General features: G+C 45.1%; 18 protein-coding genes. 12 read left to right on the top strand and 6 right to left on the bottom strand.

Translation table 11 applies throughout. From position 1 onward, the window contains the following. Positions 1–98: 98 nt before the first annotated feature. Positions 99–2,090 carry a methyl-accepting chemotaxis protein gene (locus tag AB4486_RS17795; protein WP_017068093.1) on the bottom strand — a complete coding sequence of 664 codons (1,992 nt, stop codon included), beginning with the start codon at positions 2,088–2,090 and terminating at the stop codon, positions 99–101. A 277-nt stretch (positions 2,091–2,367) separates the two neighbouring features. Between AB4486_RS17795 and hinT the strand changes: the two genes are divergently transcribed. The 7 genes from hinT to AB4486_RS17830 all read left to right on the top strand — a co-directional run bounded on the left by hinT (position 2,368) and on the right by AB4486_RS17830 (position 8,976). Then, complete coding sequence (gene hinT, locus AB4486_RS17800) at positions 2,368–2,718, top strand: purine nucleoside phosphoramidase (protein WP_017060220.1); 351 nt, start codon at positions 2,368–2,370, stop codon at positions 2,716–2,718. A gap of 296 nt (positions 2,719–3,014) precedes the next feature. Continuing rightward, positions 3,015–4,406 (top strand): COG3014 family protein, encoded by a 1,392-nt coding sequence (locus tag AB4486_RS17805; protein ID WP_372117974.1) that lies wholly within the window; start codon positions 3,015–3,017, stop codon positions 4,404–4,406. Then, the gene (locus AB4486_RS17810; protein ID WP_017060222.1) at positions 4,406–4,789 is read left to right on the top strand and encodes a YcfL family protein; all 384 of its coding nucleotides are present in this window, start codon (positions 4,406–4,408) and stop codon (positions 4,787–4,789) included. The genes AB4486_RS17805 and AB4486_RS17810 overlap by 1 nt, the downstream gene beginning before the upstream one ends. Positions 4,790–4,875: 86 nt before the next feature. Beyond that, on the top strand, positions 4,876–5,466 hold the full coding sequence (lpoB, locus tag AB4486_RS17815; RefSeq protein WP_017060223.1) for a penicillin-binding protein activator LpoB: 591 nt from the start codon (positions 4,876–4,878) through the stop codon (positions 5,464–5,466). 205 nt (positions 5,467–5,671) lie between these two features. After that, positions 5,672–6,526 (top strand): phosphotransferase, encoded by an 855-nt coding sequence (locus AB4486_RS17820; protein WP_017060224.1) that lies wholly within the window; start codon positions 5,672–5,674, stop codon positions 6,524–6,526. 108 nt (positions 6,527–6,634) lie between these two features. Next, the gene (ycfP, locus tag AB4486_RS17825; protein WP_009847155.1) at positions 6,635–7,174 is read left to right on the top strand and encodes an alpha/beta hydrolase YcfP; all 540 of its coding nucleotides are present in this window, start codon (positions 6,635–6,637) and stop codon (positions 7,172–7,174) included. A 512-nt stretch (positions 7,175–7,686) separates the two neighbouring features. Next, entirely contained in the window at positions 7,687–8,976 is a 1,290-nt protein-coding gene (locus AB4486_RS17830; RefSeq protein ID WP_009847154.1) for an NAD(P)/FAD-dependent oxidoreductase, read from the top strand. Positions 8,977–9,087: 111 nt separating this feature from the next. Here AB4486_RS17830 and AB4486_RS17835 read toward each other — a convergent pair whose 3' ends face one another. The 4 genes from AB4486_RS17835 to AB4486_RS17850 all read right to left on the bottom strand — a co-directional run bounded on the left by AB4486_RS17835 (position 9,088) and on the right by AB4486_RS17850 (position 14,639). Then, positions 9,088–9,633 (bottom strand): GNAT family N-acetyltransferase, encoded by a 546-nt coding sequence (locus AB4486_RS17835; protein WP_017060225.1) that lies wholly within the window; start codon positions 9,631–9,633, stop codon positions 9,088–9,090. 137 nt (positions 9,634–9,770) lie between these two features. After that, positions 9,771–10,538: a peptidoglycan binding protein CsiV gene (locus AB4486_RS17840; RefSeq protein ID WP_017065298.1), complete on the bottom strand. Its 768-nt coding sequence runs from the start codon at positions 10,536–10,538 to the stop codon at positions 9,771–9,773. A gap of 63 nt (positions 10,539–10,601) precedes the next feature. After that, entirely contained in the window at positions 10,602–14,063 is a 3,462-nt protein-coding gene (mfd, locus tag AB4486_RS17845) for a transcription-repair coupling factor (RefSeq protein ID WP_372117977.1), read from the bottom strand. Between the two features lie 6 nt (positions 14,064–14,069). Further along, entirely contained in the window at positions 14,070–14,639 is a 570-nt protein-coding gene (locus tag AB4486_RS17850; protein WP_017065300.1) for a hypothetical protein, read from the bottom strand. A 227-nt stretch (positions 14,640–14,866) separates the two neighbouring features. Here AB4486_RS17850 and lolC point away from each other — a divergent pair, with 227 nt between their 5' ends. From lolC to lolE, 3 genes are read left to right on the top strand one after another with little or no spacing between them, the layout of a single operon-like run. Then, the gene (lolC, locus tag AB4486_RS17855; protein WP_372099811.1) at positions 14,867–16,075 is read left to right on the top strand and encodes a lipoprotein-releasing ABC transporter permease subunit LolC; all 1,209 of its coding nucleotides are present in this window, start codon (positions 14,867–14,869) and stop codon (positions 16,073–16,075) included. Beyond that, entirely contained in the window at positions 16,068–16,760 is a 693-nt protein-coding gene (gene lolD / locus AB4486_RS17860; protein WP_108179898.1) for a lipoprotein-releasing ABC transporter ATP-binding protein LolD, read from the top strand. The genes lolC and lolD overlap by 8 nt, the downstream gene beginning before the upstream one ends. After that, positions 16,761–18,005 carry a lipoprotein-releasing ABC transporter permease subunit LolE gene (gene lolE, locus AB4486_RS17865; RefSeq protein ID WP_372117980.1) on the top strand — a complete coding sequence of 415 codons (1,245 nt, stop codon included), beginning with the start codon at positions 16,761–16,763 and terminating at the stop codon, positions 18,003–18,005. It begins immediately after the preceding gene. Between the two features lie 223 nt (positions 18,006–18,228). Here the strand turns inward: lolE and AB4486_RS17870 are convergent, their stop codons facing one another. Beyond that, entirely contained in the window at positions 18,229–18,741 is a 513-nt protein-coding gene (locus AB4486_RS17870; RefSeq protein ID WP_017060232.1) for a DUF2062 domain-containing protein, read from the bottom strand. A 17-nt stretch (positions 18,742–18,758) separates the two neighbouring features. On the opposite strand from AB4486_RS17870, the gene AB4486_RS17875 reads away from it, so the two are divergent. Both AB4486_RS17875 and msbA read left to right on the top strand, forming a co-directional pair. After that, the gene (locus AB4486_RS17875; protein WP_372117983.1) at positions 18,759–21,089 is read left to right on the top strand and encodes a DNA internalization-related competence protein ComEC/Rec2; all 2,331 of its coding nucleotides are present in this window, start codon (positions 18,759–18,761) and stop codon (positions 21,087–21,089) included. A gap of 31 nt (positions 21,090–21,120) precedes the next feature. Next, the gene (gene msbA, locus AB4486_RS17880) at positions 21,121–22,869 is read left to right on the top strand and encodes a lipid A ABC transporter ATP-binding protein/permease MsbA (protein WP_065584348.1); all 1,749 of its coding nucleotides are present in this window, start codon (positions 21,121–21,123) and stop codon (positions 22,867–22,869) included. The last annotated feature ends 3 nt before the right edge of the window (positions 22,870–22,872 follow it).

Here is a 22,872-nt window from a genome sequence, read left to right on the forward strand (position 1 = left end):
GGCAACCCTTGATAAAAGTTGCCCTTGTTCAAATAGTTATCACTATTGGGTAAGAAGTCCCAATATTCTCACTAAATATCTATCAATTTCTCAGCTACCTATAGCTTGAACTGATGAACCAAATCACCTTGCTGGTTTGCGAGAATTGTTAGGTTTTGGCTTGCCTCAGCAATTGAAGACATCGCTTGGTAACTCTTATCTGCGATATGGTTGATGTCTTCTATATTCCGCGCAATATCACCAGAAGTTTCACTCTGCTCAGCGGCTGCTTGAGAGATGTGTGTACTCATGTGGCTGATCTCTAGAATCAAGGCTTGGATCTCTTCCATCGCACTGTTGGCACTTGAAGCTTGTTGAACCGACATGTCCATATCGCTCATACAACTTTCAATCACGTTGCTTGCTGTTTTCGAGCTTGATTGCAGGTTGCTGATCATGGTCTCGATTTCAGACGTTGATTGAGTGGTCTTCTGTGCTAGCACGCGTACTTCATCGGCAACCACTGCAAAACCACGACCTTGCTCACCGGCACGCGCTGCTTCGATTGCCGCGTTGAGTGCAAGTAGGTTGGTCTGTTCAGCAATACCACGGATAACGTCGAGGATTGAGCCAATCTGGCTACTCATCTGTTGCAACTCACCTACAGCACCAACAGATTCAGTAAGGCGAACCTCGAGCTGGTTAATGGTACTGATGTTGGTGTTCATTATCTGACGACCAGACTCAGAAGCCGATTCTACTTGTTGAACCATGGTGAGTGAGCTTTGCGCGCTGTTCGCCACTTCTTGTACAGAATGAGACATCTCTGTCATTGCGGTCGCAACAGTCGCGGTTTGCTCACGTTGGCTGTTCAATTGAGCCTGCGTTTCAGATGACGTCTTCTGGTTGACGCTTGCAGTCTTAGTTAAGTCATCTGAAGCATCATTCAACTTCACAAGGATATTGTGCAGGTTGTCAGCCAAGGTGTTGATGTGACGGCTCACGCGGCTGAATTCGTTGTCGTAGCGAATATCGATACGCTGAGTCATATCACCTTCAGTTAGACCTTCTAATGTACCGAGGATGCGAGTTAATGGCTCTCGTACGCTGTGTGCAATGTGGTAACCAATCGCAGCAGCGAACACAGTCACAACAATGCCAATGGCAATCGCGTTGAATAGGCCTTTGTCGTAGATGCTGCTTGCGTCAGCGAGTGATGAGTTAAGTTGCTCTTCAGCGGTCACGTTGAATGAGTCCAAAACAGCCATCGCTTGGTCAACTTCTAGAGCTAGGTTAGCGATGTTCACGTACAACGCTTGTTTGGCTTGTAGGTAGTTGTTGTGTTTGTCTAGTACGCCACCTTTCTGACCAACGTCTTTGGTGAACTTCTGAACCGACTCATCGAAGACATTTTTAAGTGCTGGTAGTTGTGTTGATAGACCTCGATAAGCGTAGTTAAGATGAGTAACGGCCTTTTTGTTTTGGTTAAGGGCTTTTTGAACGAAGGCAACATCAGAGCTAGCAAGTGCATCAGAGGTAATAACTTCTGCGTCTTGCAGTTTGATGAAGTAGCTCTTTGCCATCACTTTTACAGAGATGCTTTTTTGGTCGGCAACGTACTCTTTCATACCAACGGTTAATTCTGAATGTAAGCGTTGGAAGTCACGAGACGCTTTTTGTACTTGTTCTTGTGCTTCGAACATCGCGACGTAGTTGTTCATCGCTTCGTCAGCTTCGGCGAAGTAGCGTTCTTCCATTGCTCTTAATTGCGCGATACGTTCAACAAGTGAAGCATTGTTTTGGCTTGCCGCTTCTAAACTACCGAGAACTTCTGAAAACGAGTTTTGTGATGCAGCAAATTCTGTACGCATTGCAGACATGCGTTCAGCGTTTTGTGTGGTTAAGAAATCTTTGAATGACTTATCAGCAGAAAGCAATTGAACACTCGTTTGATTTGAAAGCGCGACAAGTGGTAATGAGGTTTCTGAGACACTCTCAAAATTGCTGTGTATCTGATTCATGCTGTTCATCATGATGGTTATCGTGACTGCGAACATGATGATGATCAGTGCGAAACCAGCGTACATACGCTTGATCACAGATCCCTTCATGGCTTTCTCCCTAAATAAAAATGCAGACCTAATGTCAGGTCAAAGTAAAACTAACAAAATTATCAGCATTCTATTGAGCTCGGCTTACGCATTTTATGACGCACACGTCAAAAATAGCGCTCAGTTATAACCAACATGCCATTCTTGAGAGCTAAGGCTCGTTTTCTTTGATTTGAACGGTGTTTTTTATTATGCTTTAAAGCAGATTTATTGTGGTTTGATGCGGCATAGCGCATACTCAAAGCATTAAAAAATAAATGTTTTATCGGAGAGAAACATGGCTGAAGAAACCATTTTTACTAAGATCATCAACAAAGAAATCCCAGCAGATCTACTATACCAAGACGATTTAGTAACCGCATTTCGCGATATTAACCCTCGCGCGCCAAGCCATATCCTAATCATCCCAAACAAGCTGATTCCGACAACTAACGATGTTGAAGTCCAAGATGAAGCGATGATGGGGCGCATGTTTACTGTTGCTCGCAAGTTAGCAAAAGAAGAGGGCATTGCAGAAGATGGCTATCGTCTTATCGTGAACTGTAACTCTCACGGTGGCCAAGAGGTTTATCATATTCACATGCACTTGGTTGGCGGCCGTCCACTTGGCCCCCTATTAATGAGCTAATAAAAAGTTAATGAGCTAATGAAAAGCTAACGAGTTAATGGAAGCTAATGAGCTAGTTTAAACGCGCTCATTAGTGGGTTAACACAAGTAGTTAGTTGGAAAATTTGTAGTTTGTATGCCAACTTTAAGTTCTATCTGTTGTCTGAACATCGGCATCGCCTAGGCAGAGGCTAAATCAGTAGGGTTTCAACTGGCTTGAGATCCTTTTTACAACGCGTTTCGTTTTGATAATGAGACCATTAAAGGTCAGCAGACCCTAATAAAGTAGGCATTTTAAACATGCACGGAGACGATAAGTGAAGCAACAGTTTAGATTCGCTTCCATTGCCCTGTTATCGGCGTTGACCGTAGGTTGTGCGAGTATGTCTGCAGGAAGCCTGTTCAGTCATTACAGCGCACAAAACAAAGCGATCTACCAAGCCGTTAAATCTGGAGATTATTCAGAGGCTCAGCAAGAGCTACCAGATTACGCGGCAGGCGACATCCTTGATAACTTTGAAAGAGGCAGAATTAATCTGCTGGATCAAAAATACCCTGAGAGTAAGGCTTCGTTTGAAGTGGCTGATCAGGCGGTTACTGAGCAGCAACGCAAAGCCGTGATCTCAATCTCAGACAGTGCAACCAGTGTGGGTGCGTTGGCTGTGAATGACAATATTACCGAGTATGTGCCAGCCGATTACGAGTTGGGCTTTCTTCATCTGTATCTCGGTTTAAATTACCTCAAGAAAAACGATTTAGAAGGTGCGGTGATCGAAATGCGTCGCGCCAACCAAGTTCAAGAACAAGCGAAGAAGCAACGCGAGGCTGAGTTAGACAAAGCAGCCAGCGATGCGAAGAAGCAAGGCTTGTCTGCCAATGTGGGTAGCATCCTTGCCAACTACCCTGATGCGGGTAAAAAACTGCAGTCAGTACAGAATGCATATCTGATGTTCTTGTCTGGTCTGCTTTATGAAGCTTCAAATGATTTAAACAGCGCCTACGTTGACTATCGTCGTGCTTTGGCTGTGATGCCAGATAACCAAGAAATTATCGATAGAACCATGGCAACAGCCGCTCGTTTAGGGATGCGACAAGATTTAGCGACATTAGAAAAACGCTATAAGCAATCTTCTAAACTTAGTGCAGGTGAAGGGCGAGTGATTGTTCTTCAAGAGCAGAGCGCTGTACAAGCTATGGACAGTTGGCGACTGGATTTACCTGTTTATGACAGTCGCGATCAGGGGGCAATATACTCTCTTGCGCTGCCATATTACCCAAGCCAAAACGGAGAGCGTTTTTCTGCCTTGCGAATCAGCGGTCAACCGTTACAAGAGCACTTGATCACTGACGTAAACGCGATGGCGCAGAACGATTTATCGGAACGTATGACGAGCATTGTTATTCGCCAAGCGCTACGTGTCGTCGCGAAAGATCGCATTCGTAAAGAAGCAACCAAAGGCGATGACGTCGGTAATATTCTGTTCAACGTGTGGAACACACTGACAGAGCAACCAGACACTCGCAGTTGGCAATCATTACCTGCAGAGATTAAAAGCAGCACGTTTGTAGCAAATAGCGGTCAATATACGTTGGAAGCGGGCGCTAAAACGTACGACTTTGATATTCGAGAAGGGCAGACCACCTTGGTGTGGATTTCTCGACAAGGAAACAACGCAACAATGTGGCATAAACAGCTAGGGAGGCTGTAATGAAAAAGTGGTTAGTGAGCTTAGCAGCGGTTATGGCTCTGGCTGGTTGTGCTGATAATACAGCTGGCGTAAGGGTCGATAGTCTGACTCAGAACGTTTTCTTTGGTGACAAGGTATTGGGCAGCCGTTTACAGGTTGAAGATATTCGCACCGATCTGGTCGACGGTCATACGCGAGGAATCGTTCGTTTAAACAGTAACTATAAAGGCGATCAACATATTCTTTATCGTTTTTACTGGTACGACGATGCCGGGCTTGAGGTCAACCTTAAACAAGGTCCTTGGAAGCAAGCGATTGTTCGTGGTTTTGAAAGTATTTCGTTGTCGGAAGTGTCGGTAAACCCGAAAGCGACTCAGTTCAGAGTCCAGTTCCGAGAGCAGTAAGTTAGATTAAACGGGTCTCATGATTCGTAAATACAAGAATTTAAGAGTGTGGGTAACCCCGCTCAGTGATAAGTTGAGGAAACAAAATGAAAAAGAGTGTCATTGCGCTACTAGGTTTAGCGGTTATTTTAGGCGGTTGTTCAAACAAGGTAAGCTACGGTGATGCACAAGCAGTAGAAACCACGACAATCGATTTCGGTTCAACTGACCTTCAAACGATTGCGGGTGAAATGGTCGATAGCATGATGGCGTCTGGTTCTGTGTCTTACATTACTCGTGAACAGCGTCCAATCGTGTTTGTAGAGCGAATCAAGAACAAAACAAGTGAGCACATCGATACTGAGTCAATCACTGACACTATCAGTACTAAGATGCTGAACTCTGGTAAGTTCCGTTTCGTTGATATGGACCGTGTAGAGTCTGTTCGTGACCAATTGAACTTCCAAAACAACGATGAGCTTGTAAACCAAAGTTCAGCGATTCAATTCGGTAAAATGGTTGGTGCTCAGTACATGCTGTACGGCAACCTATCAAGCATCGTTAAGAAAGCGGGTAGCGATGAAGACGTGTACTACAAAATGACGATGCGTCTAATGGATCTTGAGTCTGGCTTGATTGAGTGGGCTGACGAGACTGAAATCCGTAAGCAACAATCTAAGAGCCTACTAGGCCTTTAATTTCGCTTACTTGCCAACTATGCGCAGCCGGATTTGACAATGTCTAGTATTGGCGGCGCTTAATCTTGACAGCGTATAGCTTGGTCACACGCCAATGCAGTGCATGATGTGCTGTTTATGAAGAGACACTGGCTTTTGGTCAGTGTCTTTTTTGTAGGGTATGAAGACGTTTATAGGGCAGTTAAGACGTTTATAGGGAGTAAATATGGCAATTTTTTCTTGGTCTGAGGCTAAGCTTCTTGATACCAGTTTGAGTTCGCTTGACGGTTACTTTTCTGAGCCTCCAGTTAGAGCACAGACATTAACAGGCGGTTTGACCAATCGATGTTGGAAGTTGGTCGATGCCGATGGTACCGCGTATGTTTGGCGGCCAACCACACCTATCACCAAAGCGTTCTTCATTTCTCGCCATGAAGAGTACCAAGTGCTGTCTGCCATTGAGCGACTCGGTATCGGGCCAAGCCCAATGGTAGTGAATGAGCAGGGGTTACTGGTTGAGTGGATTGCGGGTGAGACACTTTACGAAGATCTAGAACTCGATGACCTGTTGAAGACTCTGATCTCTGTTCATCTGGTTAATACTGCGCGATTACCACTGCAACCATTCAGTTTCACGGCGCGAGTCGACCATTACTGGCTGCAGCTTGATGCGATTCATAAGACCGAAGCCTGCACTAAGATTTATCAAGAGTGGCGCGTGGCTCCGAGTATTACCAATGTTGACCTGTCTTTGTGCCATTTTGACTTAGGTGGTTATAACCTAGTGAGAAACAGTGACTGCATTAAGATTATTGATTGGGAATACGCTGCGCTCGCAGACCCTAGGCTCGATTTAACATTAACCATTGCGGTTGCTGGCGCGCCAGTCACAGAAGCGGTTGAGAAGTACTGTCAGCTGCGAGGAATCCATGATGTTCAGCCTTGGCTTGATGGTGTAGAAGCATGGTTACCAAGAAGCCAGATGATGGCGATGCTATGGTATTTACTTGCTCATCAGCTTTGGGGCGATGAAAGTTATCTGCGTGAAGCGGAGGCTCTGAGTCACACTTTATGTAGCTAGGATCACGTTTAGGAAGTGAAAAATATAATTTCTCAGCTGTTACCTTTAAAACCTTGTTTTTCGTGTTAGATTGATCAAAACGTACCAATATTCAACGGGGGAGGTACAATGATTATCTATCTACATGGCTTCGACTCAACAAGCCCGGGCAATCACGAAAAAATACTGCAGTTGCAATTCATTGATGATGACGTTCGTTTCATCAACTACAGTACTTTGCATCCAAAACACGATATGCAGCATCTGCTAAAAGAAGTGCATAAGGTGATAGAGCAATCCGATGATCCGCATCCCATTATTTGTGGTGTAGGTTTAGGTGGTTTTTGGTCTGAGCGTATTGGTTTCTTATGTGGGATTAAGCAGGTGGTGTTCAACCCTAATCTGCACCCTGAGAACAACATGGTAGGTCGAATTGACCGTCCAGAAGAGTACGAAGACATCGCAACTAAATGTGTTGCTCAGTACCGTATGAAAAACAAAGGACGCTGTTTAGTGGTGCTTTCTCGTGAAGATGAAATTCACGACAATACCAAAACAGCTGCCGCGCTAGAAGATTACTACGATGTAATCTGGGATGAGAAAGAGAGTCATAAATTCAAAAAGATCTCTCAACATCTTCAAGCAATGAAAGCGTTCAAAAACGCTTAATCAATCCAGATGTTTTATAAAAGCAGTGCTCAATGAGTGCTGCTTTTTCACATCTGAATCTTAGAGATTGGTATTGATAAAGTAGTTGTATATGTTTTATCGGTCGGTTTGTGCATTTATAGATCAGTTTGCGCAAACGTTAACTAATTAGTCGCGAATCCTCATTGAGGGTAAGGATTTTTTTGTTGCGGTCATCTTTTTGCTATATATAATGTTCCCAAGCAAAATATTTTGACAAATATCAAAAAAAATTGAGAGCGAGTGAAAAAACTTGCCCATAATTTGTGTTCTGCCTCTCAGGTAGTCACCTTTTTTATCCACGTGAGCAAAGCAACAAACCATTATTTGTTGTTTGTAACCCCTCTAACTACTCGGTGAGCTGTCGTTATTCTTTTTCGCGGTAACCCAATTTGTAACAGCCTTCGCATTCAAGGCCGAGTAGATACATAGAATTTATCGGTTGGAGTAATCGAGCCGAACCCCATTTATTCATTTTGTAGAGGATTGTCATTGTGACAAAAATTATCGTAGTAGGCGGCGGTGCTGGTGGTTTAGAACTAGCAACTAAGCTAGGCCGCACTTTAGGTCGTAAGAAACGTGCCCAGATTACTCTGGTAGACCGTAAAGCAAGCCACCTATGGAAACCATTACTTCATGAAGTAGCAACGGGCTCACTGGATGAAGGTGTTGATGCATTAAGCTACCGTGCGCACGCAAAAAACCATTACTTCGATTTCCAAATGGGCAGCCTGAACGACATCGATCGTGAGCGTAAAGTGATTGCACTAAGCGAGCTTACAGACGAGCACGGTGAACTGCTGATGCCAAGCCGTGAACTTGAATACGATATTCTAGTGATGGCGCTAGGCTCAACGTCAAACGACTTCAACACTCCAGGCGTTCGTGACAACTGTATTTTCCTTGATAGCCCAGAGCAAGCACACCGTTTCCGTACAGAAATGAACAATCAGTTCTTAAAGCTTCACGCTAAGAACGGTCAAGGCACGGTAGACATCGCGATTGTTGGTGCTGGTGCAACTGGTGTAGAGCTTTCTGCAGAGCTACACAACGCCGTTAAAGAACTTCGTACTTACGGCTTCGGCGACCTAGATTCAAGCAAGCTGAACGTAAACCTAGTTGAAGCGGGTGAGCGTATTCTTCCAGCTCTACCTCCTCGTATTTCAAGTGCAGCACACTCTGAGCTAACCAAGCTTGGTGTGAACGTTCGTACGAATACGATGGTGACTCAGGCGGATTCTGACGGCCTAACAACCAAAGATGGTGACAAGATCCCAGCTCAAATCATGGTATGGGCAGCAGGTATCAAAGCACCAGATTTCATGAAAGATATCGGTGGTCTTGAAACCAACCGTATCAACCAGTTGGTTGTGAAGAACACGCTGCAAACAACACTGGATGACAACATCTTTGCAATCGGTGACTTGGCGCAATGTACACAAGCAGACGGTTCATTCGTTCCGCCACGTGCACAAGCGGCTCACCAAATGGCAAGCTGTGCATTCAGCAACATCATTGCTAAGTTGAACGGTCGTGACCTGAAAGACTACATCTACAAAGACAAAGGCTCGCTAGTTTCACTTAGCCGTTTCTCTACGGTAGGTAGCTTGATGGGTAACCTGACGAAAGGCTCGATGATGGTCGAAGGTCGTATTGCTCGTGTGGTTTACATCTCTTTGTACCGCATGCACCAGATGGCGCTTCACGGCTTAATCAAAACATCATTGATGATGCTGGTTGGTCGTATTAACCGTGTACTTCGTCCAAACCTAAAGCTTCACTAATCAGGTAAGCCTTCTCAGAGCATTACGCTGATAATAAAAAAGAGCTCTTCGGAGCTCTTTTTTGATCGTGTCGATTATGGATTATCGCAGGTGTTGAACTCATTTCTGCTGTTAAGACGTTGGAGGTAGCACAGAATAAACCACGCCATCTTTCGGCTTACCGTTAAACAGAAATCGATTCTGGGCAATGGTTTCTCGCTCAGCGCCACACTTCTCGATCAACTTTTGGCTGGGTAGGTTCTCGGTATCGCAGACAATCTCCAAACGCGTTAACTTGAGTTGCGCGAAACAAAATTCAAATAGGGCGAACATCGCTTCTTTGGCGATCCCTCTCCTTTGAAAGTCATCACCGACCCAATAACCTAAACTCGCCATATTAAAGGTGTGGTAAAGCTCATTAATGGCAACCATACCGACTAGCTTATCGCTTTTTCGCTCAAAGATGCCAAAGCCAAACGCATCGGCTTTCACCCAGTTCAGGCGAGTTGCCAGAATAAATTTCTCGGCCTCGACGATAGAAAACTCTTTATGACACCAGTCGACCCATGGCAGCAAGCTAGGGGAGGACTTAACCAGCTGAGAAAATTCTTGAGCATCTGAGGCCTCAATGATTTTAAGGCTAAGATTTTGTGTGTTGATCTGAAATTCAGGGCTCATAGAGCGTACCAAGTAACGTGTAAGTACTGAGCAAAGAAAGTCAGTACAGAATAAAGATAGATAGCACTTAATAAAACGCCCTCACTAGGAGGGCGGATTGAATTATTTATATAATTATAGCCGAATCGGCAAGTAATTTACTGCGCTACACGTCTAACTTGAATCACCATTCCAAGAAGTGGGTGGTCAAGGTAGTGAGTTTCTGTACTGCGCATACGACGTTTTTGGTCCATGCGGTAGCTCTTAAGGAACTCTTGGACTTCAACCGTCGGAGAAATCTCAGTTAGGTTGCCCACTTGGACGTTGCTTTCTGCGCCACTTACTGGTGAATCTAGCTCGATTTGTTGCTCTTGTAGAGTCACTTCACGAACGCTTGGCGCTTTTAAATCTAATGTCGTTTCAGCGTATAGGTAGTGCTGAACGTAGATTTGCAGCTTGCCGTCTAATTCGTAGAGTGGCTTATCAATGGTCTCTTCTTGGAACCCATCAGCGCTGCCTGCAGTGATTGCGCCTTTTTCAGAGCCATCAGCATTAAATTGTTTAGAGAAATCTTTACCTGCTTGAATGTGGAAAACAGGTGCAGAGCTCTTACCTTGGTCGCCTTGACGCCAAGCGGTATGCATCAGAACTTCAAAGCCAGCGTGTTTACGTAGCTTGTCTTTTTGAGGCGTTAACTTATATTCCGAGTAAGGAAGCATTTGAACGCCTTTCTTTGCTCGGTATTGGGTATCTTGAAATGAACCAACACGCTCAAGTGAAATCTTAGGCTGTGTATTTGGCCAAGATTCGTTCACCTTCTCTGCATCAACAGCGCGCTTAAAAATGATCACTTCTATATCAAATTGTCTCTGCGCCAAACTTGGCAGTGAGACGAACAATAGTAGCAGTGGGATCAGTCTTTTCATTTTTACTCCGTCTTCCAGCCGATCTATCGGCTGGATAATTTATATGTGCAAGTGGATTGGGTCTTATGCTGAAGGCAGCAAGTTCTGTCTGAATTCGCCCAATAAATCACTAACAAATTGAATTCGTTTCCGTCTGTCGACCAATGGTATCGTAAACTTGAACTTTGTTGGTCCTTCCATTGAAAACTTTTGCGGTTGAGATTGCAACAGTTTAACAAGGTAGGTCGGGTTTATGTCAGCATCCGGGTAGAATTCTAAGAATCCACCCTTATCGTGGGCTTCAATTTTCTTCGCTTTGATAGACGCTGCGGCTAATTTTAGCTCAGAAACTGATAACAAGTTCTTGGTTGCATCAGGCAGAAGGCCGAAGCGATCAATCAGCTCGACTTTCAACTCTGCCAATTCGTCGGAGTCACTCACACTCGCAATACGCTTATAGGTAGACAAACGTGTATTGATGTCTGGGATGTAGTCATCTGGTAATAGTGCTGGCAAACGCATCTCAATTTCAGTTTGTTCACGCAGTAGGTCATCAAGCGATGGCTCTCGACCTTCCTTCAATGCTTCAACCGCTTGTTCAAGCATCTCCATGTACAAGGTGAAACCAACTGACTGGATTTGACCACTCTGTTCATCACCTAACAGCTCACCCGCACCACGAATCTCTAAATCGTGAGTTGCTAAGGTAAAGCCTGCGCCCAAGTCTTCGAGCGAAGCAATCGCATCCAATCGCTTGATCGCATCTTTGGTCATTGCTTTAGGGTGTGGCGTTAACAAGTAAGCATAAGCTTGGTGGTGCGAACGACCTACACGACCACGTAATTGGTGCAGCTGTGCTAAACCAAGGTTATCGGCTCTGTCCATCAAGATGGTATTTGCCGTTGGTACGTCGATACCGGTTTCAATGATGGTTGTACACACCAGTAAGTTGAAGCGCTGGTGGTAGAAGTCATTCATGATGCGTTCCAGTTCGCGCTCTCGCATCTGGCCATGAGCTACAGTCACGCGCGCCTCTGGAATCAGCTTTTGCAATGACTCTGCTGTTTTCTCAATCGTGTCGACTTGGTTGTGTAGGAAGTAAACCTGGCCACCACGCATGATTTCACGCAGCACCGCTTCTCTGACGATGGCATCATCACTCTCGCGAACGAAGGTTTTAATTGCCAAGCGTCGTGCGGGTGGTGTAGCGATGATCGAAAGGTCACGCATGCCACTCATTGCCATGTTCAGCGTTCGCGGGATCGGTGTCGCAGTAAGCGTTAGAATATCGACATCCGCACGCATCGCTTTCACTTTCTCTTTCTGACGTACACCAAATCTGTGTTCTTCATCGACAACCAGCAGGCCTAGGTCTTTAAACTTAATATCGCTCGAAAGCAGCTTGTGAGTCCCGACTAGGATATCCACTTTACCGTCGGCGACATCTTGCATGATTAGTTTTTGCTCTTTAGCTGATTTGAATCGGGATAGAACCTCAACACGAATCGGCAAGTTGGCGAAACGGTCACGGAAGTTTTCGAAGTGTTGCTGAGCAAGTAGAGTAGTAGGAACTAAAACCGCTACTTGTTTGCTGTTGTCGGTACAAACGAATGCTGCACGCATCGCGACTTCGGTTTTACCAAAGCCAACATCACCACACACCAAACGGTCCATGGCTTTGGCTTGGCACATATCAGACATAACAGCATTGATGGCCATCGCTTGGTCATCGGTTTCTTCAAACGGGAAGCCAGATTTGAAAGTCGCGTATTGGCCGCGGTCGAGTACAAACTTGTAGCCAGGTTTTAGCTCACGCTTAGCGTAAACATCAAGTAGCTCTGCTGCAACATCACGGACTTTCTCCGCGGCGCGTTTACGCGCTTTTTGCCACGCTTCGCCACCGAGTTTATGTAGCGGTGCAGAATCTTCAGCGCCACCCGAGTAACGCCCGATTAAGTTCAAAGAAGCAACTGGCACGTAGAGCTTGGCATCGTTTTGATACTCCAGCGTTACGTATTCTGTTTTCATGCCACCGGCTTCGAGTGTTTGCAAGCCGATGTAGCGACCAATACCGTGGTCAATGTGCACAACAGGTTGACCCGGTTTAAGTTCGGCTAAGTGACGAATGACAGTATCGCTGTTAACGCTTTTCTTGTCTTTCTTACGGCGCTGAACAACGCGATCACCCAACAGGTCGCTTTCACAGATAAGGGAGATGTTTTGCTCTTCGTGGATAAAGCCATGTTCCGCTGACCCTAGGATCAGGCTGAACTTATGTTTACCTTTAATCGCCGCATCGAGGTTTTCAACTTCGCTTGGACGAACTTTGATACCTCGAAGTAATTCACTCAGAGCCTCACGACGACCTTCTGACTCAACTGAAAAGACGACTTTGCCTTCGAAGGCTTCAGTGAACTTTCTTAGGTTTGCGAGTGGCTCTTTATTCTGATGCTGAACACTGAGATCAGGAAGAGACACAACCGGAAGGTTGGTACGTCCAGCTTTCTCTTCAATTGAATCTAAGCTCAGATTGACTTGTGGCTTCTGTTTGAAGTGTGCGAACAGCTCGTCTTTCTTCAGCCACAGTTGTTCAGGCGTGAGAAGTGGCCGTAATGGGTCAACACCGCGCTGTTCGTATCGATGAGCAACGTCCGTTAGGAATGAGTCTACTGCAGTCTCGACATCACCTAGAATCAGCAGTTGCGCTTCATCGGCAACGTAATCAAACAAGGTTTCTGTGTGATCGAAGAACAGTGGTTGCCAATACTCAATACCAGCAGGCCATGTGCCTTTAGATACCTGCATATAAACCGATTCTGGTTCGCGGCGCGGATCAAACTGTTGGCGCCAACGAATACGGAAATCTTCAATCGCTGTTTCCGAGGTTGGGAATTCGTGAGCAGGCAGCAGGCGGATCTCAGAGATGTCTTCGATAGAACGCTGGTTTTCAGGATCGAAAGTACGAATAGTGTCGATTTCGTCATCGAAAAAATCGATTCGATACGGGTCTTTACTGCCCATTGGGAACAGATCGAGAATAGAACCACGACTTGCGTATTCACCGGGGCCAAACACTTGATCAACGTAACGATAGCCTGACTTTTCAAGCTGTAGGCGCAGTTTCTCAAGCGAGTAGAGATCGCCCGTTTTCACCATTAACGTGTGTTGTAGCAAAAAGTCTCGCGGTGACTGGCGTTGCAATAACGTGCTGATCGGAACGATCGTGATGCCATCTTTTAGTGTTGGCAGTGCGTAAAGGCGTGCGATACGATCTGAGATGATCTCTTGGTGCGGCGAGAAGCTATCGTATGGCAGCGTTTCCCAGTCAGGGAATAATGCGACTTCATGTGCCGTAAACTGTTCAATTTCAGATTGAAGCTTAAGCGCCACTTGTGGGTCGGGTACAGCCAAGACGGTATGGCTGTTGTGTTGCTCTGCGAGTTTGGCAATGGCAAGAGCGAGAGACGAACCGACTAGGTTACCGATGTGCTTTTTGTCACCGGCACCTTTAAGTTTAGGTAGTGTAAATATGGATTTTTTGGTCATGTTAATTTACTTGTTATCTCGGTCTAGAGAGCGTTGACGCAAGAGTTTCTGTTGTTGATAAAGTGCCGCTTTAATTAGCAGGTCTTGGTCGGTATCGCGAAGATGAGCGTATTTAAATTTGATTTCGAAACCTGAGTCTTTCGCCTCGCTAGCAAATACTTCTGCGTAGCAATAAATGGCTGCAGCTGGGTGCTCTAGAAAAAGTTTGGCTTTTACTAAGCGACCCGGTTCGATGTCTGCTTTTGAAAAGCAGGAAAACTGACTCGCACCAAATGAATAGGTGTGAGTGCGAAATTTCTCATCATCTTGCTGCGATAACATAAAGCTCAACAAGAGGTTTAATTTTGAGTTTTGTGCATCCAATAAACTGGTGACATTCTTCAAGTCGCTGTTTTTCAGTTCCGCTCGAGCGCTGTCAGCTAACAGATCCAATTGGCTAAATTCACTTGCCACCACAAATGGTGCTGGGATCTCAGATTCGAATTGAATTTGAGAGGGTAAAGTGAAGCCGCTGTCCATTGGTTCAATATTAGCGGTAAGGCTATGGTGAACGGTGAAAAACTCTTGTTCTGTCATGCGTTAGTTCCTTGAAGTGATCTATTGATTATCGCTATGTGGCCGCAGTAATCAAGGTCAGTTAATTGAAAGTCTCAAATAGTTGTTTGAAATTTGGCAATTTGACAAGGTTCTGTTTTTCAAGCCTAACTAATTGAGTTAATTCACTCTATATTTTCAATTAACCCCTACACAGTAACAGCAATACCCGTTACATTAACCCGCATCCCCTTTAGATGGTTCAAAGTATGTTTCATCCTATTTCGTTGTTTGTTGGCCTACGCTATTTGAAAGGCCGTTCAGGTGATCGCTTTAGCCGTTTTGTTTCTTATATGTCGACGGCAGGTATCACCATTGGTGTGCTGTCTTTGGTTACTGTTTTATCGGTAATGAATGGATTCGAAGCGCAGTTAAAAGACCGAATTCTTGGAGTTCTTCCTCAAGCGGTGGTTTATGAGCAAGGTGGCACCACTTCTCTTTTTGCCCAAGCGCCTAATTTTGCAGAGCAAATCTCGCTTAATGGTCACGTTGAACCGATTGTCCGCAGTGAGGCGGTGATTCAGAGTCCGGCTCAGTTATCTGCGGGGCTATTAATCGGTATTGAACCTAATTCAGATGACCCTCTTCAAAACCACTTGATTGCGGGCAGATTGTCTTCACTTCAAGCTGGGCAATATCAGCTATTTCTTGGTCACACCTTGGCGAGAAATTTGAAGGTATCTATGGGTGACAAAGTTCGCCTGATGGTGACCAGCGCGAGCCAGTACACCCCGTTAGGTCGTATTCCAAGCCAACGAAATTTCACCGTTGCCGGTATTTTCAATACAGGTTCTGATATCGACGCTCAACTGATGGTGACAGACATCCAAGACGCTGGGCGTTTGATGCGTTATAAATCAGACACTATTTCAGGCTGGCGACTATTTTTTGAAGACCCGTTTGAAGTCGCAGAGTTATCAACTCAGCCATTACCGGAAGGTTGGTTGTGGAGCGACTGGCGAGACCAACGAGGTGAGCTATTCCAAGCCGTTCGTATGGAAAAAAACATGATGGGTTTAATGCTTGGGCTTATCATCGGTGTTGCTGCTTTCAATATTATCTCAGCACTTATCATGGTGGTGATGGAGAAGCAGTCTGAAGTCGCGATTCTTAAGACCCAAGGCATGACTGATGGTCAAGTCATGGGGATCTTCATGGTTCAAGGCGCAAGTAGTGGCGTGATTGGTGCGCTCTCTGGTGGTGTGTTAGGCGTTGCTCTAGCGATGAACCTTAATACTATTTTAGAGGCGATGGGCGTTGCTCTATTCTCGTTTGGTGGACAGTTACCAATTTTGATTAACCCAATTCAAATCGCTGTTGTTGTGGTTCTGGCTATTGCACTTAGCCTGATTGCCACTGTATTCCCTTCTTATCGTGCATCGTCTGTGAAACCTGCTGAGGCCCTTCGTTATGAGTAATTTTCTTCAATGTAATGATATCCGTAAAACGTACCGTGAAGGCTCGTTAGATACTGAGGTGCTCAAGGGAGTCAGCTTTGACATCGAAAAGGGTGAGCTAGTAGCAATCATCGGTACCTCTGGCTCGGGCAAAAGTACCTTACTGCATATCTTAGGCGCATTAGACGATGCTTCTGCGGGCAGTGTGAGTTTTCTTGGTCAAGATTTAGCATCTTTGAGTTCGAATAAGCAGGCGAAGCTTCGCAACCAGCATCTTGGCTTTGTTTATCAATTCCATCATCTTCTTTCGGACTTTTCAGCGTTAGAAAACGTGGCAATGCCGCTGCTGATTGGTGGTGAAAAGCCAGCTAAAGCAAAAGAAGAGGCGCAACGTCTGTTGGATAAAGTAGGATTGAGTCATCGTGTTGACCACCGACCTTCAGAGCTTTCTGGTGGTGAGAGGCAACGTGTGGCGATTGCTCGAGCTTTAGTGAATAAACCTGCTTTGGTGTTGGCGGATGAGCCTACCGGCAACCTTGATCACAACACCGCACTTTCTATTTACGACTTAATGCGTGAACTGAACCGTGAATACGATACTGCCTTTTTGGTCGTGACTCACGATGGTGAACTTGCCGGTAAGATGGATCGCCAACTTCACATGCAAGATGGTTTACTGGTCAACGTAGAAAAAGAGGAGAGCTAAGTGTTTTCCTCTTTATCTCTATTGATAGGCGGCCGATTTAGCCGTGCGAAACAACGAGACAAGATGGTGTCGTTCATCTCATTGTCTTCGACCATTGGTATTGCGGTTGGTGTCGCGGTGATCATTATCGGCTTATCTGCGATGAATGGCTTTGAGCGAGAGCTTCAATCACGAGTACTTTCTGTCATTCCTCATGGTGAATTTGAAGGCGTGAATGAGCCTGTGACTCGTTGGGAGCACGTGATTGAGGAGTCGGTTAAGCACGATAAAGTCGTTGCTGCTGCGCCTTATGTAAAAATTACAGCGCTTGCTGAAAAGGGCAAAGAACTCAAAGCAATTGAAGTTCGCGGCGTTGACCCACAACTTGAGCAACAAGTATCGAGCCTGTCGAGTTTTATCGATAAGCAAGCTTGGAGTGAGTTTAAAGCAGGGCAACAACAAATCATCTTAGGTTCTGGTGTAGCGAATGTGCTGGGTGCGAAAGTCGGTGATTATCTGACTTTGATGATTCCAGCGGTAAACGGTTCTGTGAAGGTTCAGGCGCCAAAGCGTGTTCGAGTGAAAGTGGTTGGCTTGCTGACGCTTAATGGCCAGATAGACCACAGCTTGGCGCTAATCCCGATTGGCGATGCTCAAGCTTATGCAAACCTAGGCGAGGCAGTAACCGGAGTTTCTTTAAAAGTGACCGATGTGCTGAACGCGAACTCTATTGTGCGTGAAGTGGGTAATCAGCTTGATGTGTATGTGTATCTACGAAGCTGGCAACAGAAGTTTGGCTTCTTGTATCGAGATATTCAGTTGGTTCGCACCATTATGTATCTGGTGATGGTACTGGTTATTGGTGTTGCTTGTTTCAATATTGTCTCGACCTTAATGATGGCAGTCAAAGACAGAGCATCGGAGATCGCGATCTTAAGAACCATGGGCGCATCAGACTTCCTTGTAAAACGTATCTTTGTTTGGCAGGGCGTATTCTCGGGTGTGCTAGGCAGCTTAGTCGGGAGTGCGATAGGTGTCTTGGTGGCGCTTAATCTCACTACGCTTATCAAAGGGCTCGAAAAGTTGGTCGATCATCAATTCTTGTCCGGTGATATTTACTTTGTCGACTTCTTGCCATCACAACTTGATATGACGGATGTTGTTGTGGTTTCCGGTACCGCGATTGTGTTGAGCTTACTGGCGACATGGTATCCAGCCTCACGAGCGGCTAAGCTAAACCCGGCCTCGGTGCTTAGCTCGAAGTAATTTTCGAAGTGATACGCTAAGTAAACGTCACGTTGCGCGATAGACTAACGGCATAAACAAAAAAGGATCCCAGTGGGATCCTTTTTTATTGAATTCAATTCGTGTTCTTTACGACTTTCGTTACATGCCAATCTTGCAGAGGTAAGTAGCTCATCCGATTTTAACTTGTGTACGTTTTAAGTGAAGCGCATACAAGGTTAGATTCAATAACAAGAAATGGCGTTCAGTGCCTTGCTTGTCGCTTCTTCCAACTTCTTACTACTGAGTAGCGCCATAAACCGCGAATACCAAAGTAGCCAATCATTGCTGAAACCACGCCACAAATCAGACAACCCAATAAGAACGGAGGCCCTATAGTGCTCATTTGCGCCAAGATGAAGTCCCAAGACAATTCGAAATGGAAGGCTTGCGGTGGCACATGCATAACAAACGCCCCGACTTTATAAGCAAAGTAGAAGAGAACAGGCATGGTAACCGGGTTACTGATCCAAACAAGTGCGACAGCTAAAGGCAGGTTAACGCCACATGCGACAGCAAGGCCTGCAGACATAATCATTTGACTTGGTAGAGGGACAAACGCCATGAATAACCCAACAGCAAACGCGCCAGCCGCAGAGCGACGATTAAGGCACCATAAGTTGGGGTTGTACAAAACATTGCCAAAAACTTTCAATGCTTTCTGACGCTTGATTAGATCATGGTCAGGCATAAATCGTTTGATAAACTTTCTTGGCATAGGAGGAAGCTACTCTCTTGTTTAACACTTGGTTCTTGATTTCATTTGCTGCGACAGTTGTGTCTGCCAGCTTCTGGCCTGTGATGCCACATTGGGTTTGGGCACCATTGATGCTGTTGTTACTGCTAGCACCAACAAAGTATAGCGTTTTCCGGAGTGCAAGAGGTCCAGTAACAGCATTGATACTAGTTATCTGCCTAGGGAATGCGATTGAAATACAAACGAGTCGCTTATTCCAATCAGGGCAGAATACTACCATAAATGCGTCGGTTGTTAGCCTTTTTAGTGAAAATAGCCACGGTTTTGAAAGCGTAATAGTAGTCAGATCAATTGGCGGCGAAAAATTAATCTTTCCTCAATTGATAAAATTGCGTTTGTTTACTCCTTTCAAGCTAACGCTTGGAGATGATGTCTATTTATCGGCCTCAATAAAGCCGATATGGGGCAAACTCAACGAAGCCGGCTTTGACCGAGAAAAGTACTTGTTTAGTGCTGGCGTGGTTGCCAATGCAACTTACAGAGCAGATACCAAGTACCGAATTCATTCTAGCACCAACTTACGCGCCCAATGGTTTGAAGCCAGCCTTGAAAGGTTAAGTCTGCTGGCAAATCAAGATCTCATTATCGCTTTGAGTTTTGGATATCGAGACCTTATTCCGCCTCAGCGGTGGGATATGCTTAAAAGCAGTGGCCTGATTCACTTGATGGCTATTTCGGGGCTGCATATTGGGATTGCCTTTGGTATCGGCTATCAGATTGGCAAGATATTAAGGTTACTTTCCCCTTCATTTCTTTGGTTACCTACAATATTCGGGCTCGGCTTGGCGTATTTCTATAGTTGGTTTGCTGGATTCACGCTGCCAACTTTGAGAGCTTTGGTGATGTGCGTTATCGCGAGTTATTTCTTGTGGCGTGGGCAAAATATCAGTTTGCTTCGGTATGTTACTTTAAGTGTGTGCGTGGTTCTGCTGATTTGGCCGTTTTCAGCTTTGTCGAGCAGTTTTTGGTTGTCCTTTGGTGCATTGGGCGCTGTTTTCTATATCGCCTGTAATACTCAGCGCTCAGCTTCAAGCTTTACATTTATCGACTACGCACTCCAACTTATTAAGCTTCAACTGATGCTGACATTCCTTATCGCGCCTTCCTCGATGTTGTTTTTCAAAGGAGTCAGTTTAGTCTCTGTTTTCTACAACTTGTTCCTTTTGCCTTGGGTATCGATGGTGACGATCCCGCTGTTGTTTCTGGCAATGTTTCTAAGCTTAATATCGGAGTCAGTGTCTGGCGTGGTTGGTATAACAGCGCTAGACAATGATTTGGTCAGTCAGCTGTGGAAGTTAGTCGACTTATCGCTTGAGCCTCTCGTATTTAGTCTTCCTTTCTCTGAGCGATTTTGGATCCAAGTCGATAATCAGACGATTGCATTATCAGTATTCCTTATCTTGTTTTTGAGCTTTGTTAGTCGGTATTTCAAGCGAACATTATCGATATTGGTAACTGCAGTGTTTGTGCTGTGGTGGGAGTTCAGCAAACCCCAGCAAGACAAACTAACTATTGATATCTTGGATGTTGGGCATGGGTTGTCTTTGGTCTTGGAAAAGAACAATCAGATTGTTGTTTATGATCTTGGCAATGCGTGGCCAGGAGGCTCGGTTGTTGAGTCTTTGTTGATTCCTACTTTGAATCAGCGGGGGATTTATGAATTAGAAGGCGTGATTGTGAGTCATTTCGATTCTGACCATGCTGGTGGTTATCCGGCATTACTTGAGAACTATACGCCAAAGTGGATAAGAACCAGTCAGAACATTATTCAAGAACGCCAATCTATCACTCAAGCCCCGTCTAATATTCAAACATGTACTATTGGAGAGGTTTGGAACTGGCAAGATGTTGTTTTTGAGGTGTTGTGGCCGCCTAAGCAAGTAAAGAGGGCGTATAACCCACATTCGTGTGTGGTCAAGATCTCAGATCATAGTGCTGATTTCTCAATGTTGCTCACTGGTGATATTGAACTGGTAAGTGAGTGGTTACTTGCTCGTGAAGGAGAACAGCTAAGGAGTGATGTTATGTTGGTTCCGCATCATGGCAGCGATTCGTCATCGATTAAGCCGTTTATTGGGGCGGTGTCCCCTCAGCTAGCGATAGCTTCTCTTGCCAAAGGCAATCAGTGGGGAATGCCTAGTGAGTCTGTTATTGAACGCTATCAGGAAGCGGGGAGTACTTGGCTTGATACTGGAGAAAGCGGACAAATAACCATCACTCTTAGCAAAGAAGGTTGGCAATATCATGCGATTAGAGAACAACAAGGCGGGCAGTGGTATAGGCAGATGCTCCGTAAGGGAGTAGAATAGATAGATTATTGTGAGAAAATTAAGCGATTCTATGTCAACACAAACAGATGAAACTACCTGGGTCACATTTAAAAGACTTTGGACTTATATTCGACTATATAAGGCCGGCCTAGGTGTTGCGGTAATTGCGCTTATCATAAATGCCGTTTCTGATACCTATATGATTTCCTTACTAAAGCCGTTACTTGATGAAGGCTTTGGTAATGCTGAATCTGACTTTTTACGCACGCTCCCTATTATTATCTTTGCCATGATGTTTATTCGTGGTGTCAGTGGCTTTGTTTCAACCTATTGTTTGAGCTGGGTCTCTGGCAATGTGGTGATGGAAATTCGTCGTAAAATTTTCAGCCATTTCATGCACATGCCTGTTTCTTTCTTCGATAAAGAACAGACAGGCGCATTGCTATCTCGAATTACTTACGATTCAGAGCAAGTGTCTGCAGCAACCAGTAAGGCGTTAGTCAGTATTGTCCGTGAAGGTGCAAGTATTATTGGCTTGTTGACGCTGATGTTCTGGAATAGCTGGCAGTTGTCTTTAGTTCTATTTGCTGTCGCACCCGTTGTCGCTTGGGCTATTACCATAGTTTCTAAGCGATTCAGAAAGATCTCTAAAAATATGCAGACAAGTATGGGCCATGTGGCGTCGTCTGCAGAGCAAATGTTGAAAGGACATAAAGTAGTTCTAACTTATGGTGGTCAAGACATAGAGAAGCAACGTTTTGATCAAGTTAGTAACCAAATGCGCCAACAGAGTATGAAGTTAGTAACAGCACAAGCAGCCGCTAACCCAATAATTCAGATGATTGCGTCTGTTGCCGTTGTGACTGTGTTGATCTTAGCTAGCTTTGACTCTATTCGAGCTGAGTTAACCCCCGGCACATTTACTGTTATTTTCTCTGCGATGTTCGGCTTAATGCGCCCATTAAAAGCACTAACTAGTGTAACGTCTCAGTTCCAACGCGGTATGGCAGCGAGTACAACTCTATTTGGTTTGATGGATCTAGATACTGAGCAAAACAAAGGAACGTTGAAGCCTGAATCTGTAACGGGTGAAGTTGCAGTAAAAGATGTCACGTTTACTTATGAAGGAGCAGAGAAACCAGCACTTGATAAGGTCAGCTTCAATATACCGAAAGGTAAAACGGTTGCGCTTGTTGGGCGTTCTGGCTCGGGCAAGAGTACCATTGCCAACCTATTTACTCGTTTTTATGATGTAGACTCAGGTTCAATTGAGCTTGACGGCCACGACATTCGTGATTACGAATTGAGAAACCTGCGGGAGCACTTTGCTCTTGTATCTCAAAATGTGCACCTATTTAATGATACGGTCGCGAACAACATCGCTTACGCCGCACACGATGAATATTCCCGCGAACAGATTGAACATGCAGCTAAACTTGCCCATGCGAGTGAGTTTATCGAAAACATGGAAAACGGTATTGATACGGTTGTTGGCGAGAATGGTGGTAATCTATCAGGTGGTCAAAGACAGCGAATTGCGATTGCACGAGCGCTATTGAGAGATGCACCAGTTTTGATTCTTGATGAGGCAACGTCTGCACTGGATACCGAGTCAGAGAGAGCGATTCAATCTGCACTAGAAGAACTGCAGAAAGACAAAACAGTATTAGTTATCGCACACCGACTCTCTACGATCGAGCAAGCTGATGAGATTCTAGTGGTTGATGATGGTCATATTGTAGAAAGGGGCGCACATGCTGAGCTAATCGCGCATGATGGTGCTTATGCACAATTACACCGAATTCAGTTCAGCGGATAAATT

Source organism: Vibrio sp. 10N.222.55.C6 (assembly GCF_041473395.1).
In the GTDB taxonomy this organism is placed as follows: domain Bacteria; phylum Pseudomonadota; class Gammaproteobacteria; order Enterobacterales; family Vibrionaceae; genus Vibrio; species Vibrio crassostreae_C.

Bases quoted from the DNA above. Each gene is read 5' to 3' on its own strand.
- AB4486_RS17795 (WP_017068093.1), bottom strand. From the start codon at position 2,090: ATGAAGGGATCTGTGATCAAGCGTATGTACGCTGGTTTCGCACTGATC.
- hinT (WP_017060220.1), top strand. From the start codon at position 2,368: ATGGCTGAAGAAACCATTTTTACTAAGATCATCAACAAAGAAATCCCA.
- AB4486_RS17810 (WP_017060222.1), top strand. From the start codon at position 4,406: ATGAAAAAGTGGTTAGTGAGCTTAGCAGCGGTTATGGCTCTGGCTGGT.
- lpoB (WP_017060223.1), top strand. From the start codon at position 4,876: ATGAAAAAGAGTGTCATTGCGCTACTAGGTTTAGCGGTTATTTTAGGC.
- AB4486_RS17820 (WP_017060224.1), top strand. From the start codon at position 5,672: ATGGCAATTTTTTCTTGGTCTGAGGCTAAGCTTCTTGATACCAGTTTG.
- ycfP (WP_009847155.1), top strand. From the start codon at position 6,635: ATGATTATCTATCTACATGGCTTCGACTCAACAAGCCCGGGCAATCAC.
- AB4486_RS17835 (WP_017060225.1), bottom strand. From the start codon at position 9,633: ATGAGCCCTGAATTTCAGATCAACACACAAAATCTTAGCCTTAAAATC.
- AB4486_RS17840 (WP_017065298.1), bottom strand. From the start codon at position 10,538: ATGAAAAGACTGATCCCACTGCTACTATTGTTCGTCTCACTGCCAAGT.
- mfd (WP_372117977.1), bottom strand. From the start codon at position 14,063: ATGACCAAAAAATCCATATTTACACTACCTAAACTTAAAGGTGCCGGT.
- AB4486_RS17850 (WP_017065300.1), bottom strand. From the start codon at position 14,639: ATGACAGAACAAGAGTTTTTCACCGTTCACCATAGCCTTACCGCTAAT.
- lolC (WP_372099811.1), top strand. From the start codon at position 14,867: ATGTTTCATCCTATTTCGTTGTTTGTTGGCCTACGCTATTTGAAAGGC.
- lolD (WP_108179898.1), top strand. From the start codon at position 16,068: ATGAGTAATTTTCTTCAATGTAATGATATCCGTAAAACGTACCGTGAA.
- AB4486_RS17870 (WP_017060232.1), bottom strand. From the start codon at position 18,741: ATGCCAAGAAAGTTTATCAAACGATTTATGCCTGACCATGATCTAATC.
- msbA (WP_065584348.1), top strand. From the start codon at position 21,121: ATGTCAACACAAACAGATGAAACTACCTGGGTCACATTTAAAAGACTT.